Annotated in this window: 5 protein-coding genes; 2 read left to right on the top strand and 3 right to left on the bottom strand. The window is 53.6% G+C overall.

The features are described 5' to 3' along the window. The 3 genes from dnaX to ACTBDZ_RS16745 all read right to left on the bottom strand — a co-directional run. Positions 1-528 (bottom strand): DNA polymerase III subunit gamma/tau (gene dnaX / locus ACTBDZ_RS16755; RefSeq protein ID WP_438816140.1); only part of this gene is annotated, 528 nt, incomplete at its 3' end. A gap of 112 nt (positions 529-640) precedes the next feature. Then, positions 641-1,192 (bottom strand): adenine phosphoribosyltransferase, encoded by a 552-nt coding sequence (gene apt / locus ACTBDZ_RS16750; protein ID WP_438816142.1) that lies wholly within the window; start codon positions 1,190-1,192, stop codon positions 641-643. 157 nt (positions 1,193-1,349) lie between these two features. Then, on the bottom strand, positions 1,350-1,718 hold the full coding sequence (locus tag ACTBDZ_RS16745; protein WP_438816141.1) for a DUF454 family protein: 369 nt from the start codon (positions 1,716-1,718) through the stop codon (positions 1,350-1,352). A 163-nt stretch (positions 1,719-1,881) separates the two neighbouring features. On the opposite strand from ACTBDZ_RS16745, the gene priC reads away from it, so the two are divergent. Together priC and rsmS are read left to right on the top strand one after the other, a co-directional pair. Further along, complete coding sequence (gene priC / locus ACTBDZ_RS16740; RefSeq protein ID WP_438816139.1) at positions 1,882-2,421, top strand: primosomal replication protein PriC; 540 nt, start codon at positions 1,882-1,884, stop codon at positions 2,419-2,421. Between the two features lie 22 nt (positions 2,422-2,443). Then, positions 2,444-2,614 (top strand): pleiotropic regulatory protein RsmS, encoded by a 171-nt coding sequence (gene rsmS, locus ACTBDZ_RS16735; protein ID WP_438816138.1) that lies wholly within the window; start codon positions 2,444-2,446, stop codon positions 2,612-2,614. The last annotated feature ends 240 nt before the right edge of the window (positions 2,615-2,854 follow it).

Genomic DNA, 2,854 nt, shown 5'->3' with positions numbered 1-2,854 from the left:
TTTGAGATGAAATTGCAGACAGCGGGAAAGGATAGTGACCGGCAACTTCTGTGGATCGGTGGTCGCCAGCAGGAATTTAACGTGTTCGGGGGGCTCTTCCAGCGTTTTTAACAGCGCATTGAAGCTGTGGCGGGAGAGCATGTGTACTTCATCGATCAGGTAGACTTTGAACCGACCGCGCGCAGGGGCATACTGCACGTTATCCAGCAGTTCGCGGGTGTCTTCTACCTTGGTGCGCGAGGCGGCATCAATCTCGATCAGGTCAACAAAACGCCCTTGCTCAATTTCCCGGCAATTCGCGCACTGTCCACAAGGCGTGGCGGTAATGCCGCTCTCGCAGTTCAGTCCTTTCGCCAACAGGCGAGCGATACTGGTTTTCCCCACGCCACGCGTGCCGGAAAACAGATAGGCGTGGTGAACCCGCCCCATAGAGAGACCATTGGCCAATGCGGTCAGCACATGTTCTTGACCAACGACATCAGCGAAAGATTGAGAACGCCACTTACGGGCCAGTACCTGATAGCTCATCAATACCGCAACGGTTGTGTGATTGAGGAGGCCATGCTAACACAGCCTCGCCGGACACGGCGAGACTGTTTATCAGGATAGCCAACAGATTTACGACGGAAAAAAGGCAGGATCAATGGCCCGGGAAATTCACCAGACTGTAGCAGTTGATACCGAGATTATTCAAACGCTGCTCGCCGCCCAGATCGAACAGATCAATGATAAATGCCGCATCGGTGACGTCTCCGCCCAAACGGCGAATCAGCTTAACCGTGGCCTCAATGGTGCCGCCGGTAGCCAGCAGATCGTCGATTACTAACACCTTGTCGCCAGCGCTGATGGCATCGGTGTGAATTTCCAGGCTATCAGTGCCGTACTCCAACTCATAGCTTTCTGAAATCGTCGGGCGCGGCAGTTTGCCAGGTTTACGCACCGGCACAAAACCCACACCCAACGCCAGTGCCACCGGGGCACCGAACAGAAAACCGCGCGCTTCCGTGCCCACCACTTTTGTTACGCCAGTGTCACGAAAACGGTTTACCAGCATCTCGATACTGGTCGCATACGCAACGGGCGCTTCCAGCAGACTTGTGACATCACGGAACAAGATCCCCGGTTTGGGATAATCGGGAATGCTTTTAATGCTGTTTTTGATTAATTCTGACTGCTGTGCGGTTACGCTCATCATCTTTTGCCTGATAGTACGCTTTAAAAATCTTACCCATGACCGCTGCTGCTCCTTTCCGCTCATCGATACTGAGAGATAACCGGAGGCAAACGGCACACGAAAACGCTCAAATCTAGTCAAACTGACGATCAAATGCAACAGCCTGCGGTGGGTTTTATTGTCGTGGATCAACAACTGGCAGGCGCAACATAAAGGTTAGCAAGACCGCCATTATCGTTAACAGCAGCACTCTGACCCATACCATATCCACCAGCCACAGCGAAATGGCGAAGGTCAGCACGATCATCACCACCGCTTTGCCTTTCGCCCCCGGCGGCAACGCCCGGTGATCCTGCCAGTGCCGCAAATAGGGGCCAAACCAGGAACGGTAGAGCAGCCAGGCATGAAAACGCGGTGAGGAACGGGCAAAGCACCATGCAGCCAGCAGCAAGAACGGGGTGGTCGGCAACAGCGGCAACACAACGCCTAACGTCGCCAGCACAACCGCTAACCATCCCAACACCACCAACCCAATACGATACATCACTGCTCATCCTCTTCACGTTACGCGCTAGCACTCTAGCATCCCGCCCTTCCCTGACGTTAGTTAAGATGCGCTCATCTTTCTTCCCCACGCGCAAAAGGCTTGTGCCTGCTGACAATCCCGTGCAAGCTTGGCTTTATCATTTCATTATGTGGGTCAATCCGTGAACCGCCACCACTTTCTTCAGGCGTTGGAACATCAACTTGTCCTGTTGGCTCAGGCGGTCGCTCCGCTGGCAGACAGGCAGTTGGTCTATTCCCGTTTTGATCGCCAGCTGTTTCAATCACATGGCACGCGTTTGCGCGATTATCTGAATGAAGTTGAGCAAAATTTTCAGTCCTTGCGCCATCTGGTAGCAGAAAACCGTACCGAACGCGTCGCGTTCATGACGGAAAAATTGGTCGCGCAGATCGGCGCACTACAACGAGAACTCTCCACACAGGCGCTACGCCGTCAGGAGGAGAAGACGCCGGTCGCCATCGCCAGCGATCTGTATCAAAAGCTGGCAGAGCACCAGGACTATGAACGACGCCTGAATCTGATGATTCAGGACCGGGAAAGCCAACTCGACAGAGCGGCAACGTTGAGCGCGCAGCAACAGTTGCAACGTGAGATAGCCGCGCTCGAAGGCCGGTTAGCACGGTGTCGTCAGGCGCTAGCGCGTTTAGAGCGTCAGGTGGAAAGGCGTGAACAAGGGCTGTAACCGCAACCAAAGGACCTAACGCATGTCTCTGAAAAATGCCCCGCCAGAGGTCAAACTGGCAGTCGATCTGATTATGCTGCTGGAAGAGAGCGATATCGCACCCGATGTGGTGCTAGCTGCGTTAGAGATTGTGCGACGTGACTATGAATCCAAGGCGCATGCGGCAGCAAGGTCTGCGCCTGACAACGGATGACCCTACTCTCACCGTCATTCCCGCGAAGGCGGGAATCTCATACCGAAGAAACGCGTTTATTCTCTCAAAGATCCCCGGCTTTCGCCGAGGATAACGGGGGGTAAAGAGGTTTTGTTATCTGTACTAGCTCAGACCTGATCTGACAGTTACCGGTTATTTATACAGGTGTCTGTCAGATTAAATCTGGTTCAGATTTTTTTCTGCCCAGACCCGTTTACCATCAAGTAATGTTGCCATTGG

This window comes from Symbiopectobacterium sp. (assembly GCF_051710365.1).
In the GTDB taxonomy this organism is placed as follows: domain Bacteria; phylum Pseudomonadota; class Gammaproteobacteria; order Enterobacterales; family Enterobacteriaceae; genus Symbiopectobacterium.
This window is presented reverse-complemented; position numbering and strand designations above follow the sequence as displayed.

Excerpts from the sequence above, each read along its gene's own strand:
- rsmS (WP_438816138.1), top strand. The coding sequence starts at position 2,444 with ATGTCTCTGAAAAATGCCCCGCCAGAGGTCAAACTGGCAGTCGATCTG.
- apt (WP_438816142.1), bottom strand. The coding sequence starts at position 1,192 with ATGAGCGTAACCGCACAGCAGTCAGAATTAATCAAAAACAGCATTAAA.
- ACTBDZ_RS16745 (WP_438816141.1), bottom strand. The coding sequence starts at position 1,718 with ATGTATCGTATTGGGTTGGTGGTGTTGGGATGGTTAGCGGTTGTGCTG.